Source organism: Mycobacterium helveticum (genome assembly GCF_007714205.1).
GTDB classification, from domain to species: domain Bacteria; phylum Actinomycetota; class Actinomycetes; order Mycobacteriales; family Mycobacteriaceae; genus Mycobacterium; species Mycobacterium helveticum.
This window is the reverse complement of sequence record NZ_VMQU01000346.1, coordinates 1-609: the sequence shown is the minus strand read 5'-3', so window position 1 is coordinate 609 and position 609 is coordinate 1. Positions and strand designations below refer to the sequence as shown.

1 protein-coding gene is annotated in these 609 nt (G+C 66.5%); it reads left to right on the top strand.

Going from position 1 to position 609, the window contains the following annotated elements:
• Positions 1–62: 62 nt before the first annotated feature.
• Positions 63–609, top strand: a 547-nt coding sequence (locus tag FPZ47_RS27850; RefSeq protein WP_246133654.1) for a transposase, incomplete at its 3' end; no start/stop codon positions are given.

The window sequence follows — 609 nt, the reverse complement described above, 5'->3', positions numbered from 1 at the left end:
GGTCTGACCAGCGGCTTGTCGGCTGCGTTGTCGCGGCCTGAGGTGACCCACGATCGGGCGCGGTGTTACGCGACGTCGCGGTGTCGATCGCGGGCGGCGCGCAGAACCTGGCCGGCACCGCAGTGCTTCGGGATCAGCCTCGCCTGTTCGGGGCTGTGGGGTCGATCCCGACGATGTGGCGATCACTCAACGAAATCGACGAGGCTGCGCTGACGCGGATCCTGCAAGCACGCAATAGAGTTCGGGAGCGGGTTTGGGCGTTGACCGAGGATCGGCATGGCGCGATCCCGCCGTCGCGCACCTGTTATGGGGATCTGGGTCCGGTGATTGTGATCCGCATCGACGCCTCGCTGGTCCAATCGCATAGCGACAAGCAGCACGCCGCGGGCAATTTCAAGGGCGGTTTCGGGTTTCATCCGCTGTTGGCGTGGTGCGACAACACCGGGGAGCTGCTAGCGGTGATCTGCCGTGCGGGCAACGCCGGGTCCAATACCGCCGCCGATCACATCGCGATCATCGATGCGGCGATCGCCGCGATCCCGCCCAAGTGGCGGCGCAACCTGCTGGTCACCATCGACGGCGCGGGCTCAAGCCACGCCGTGGTCGAGC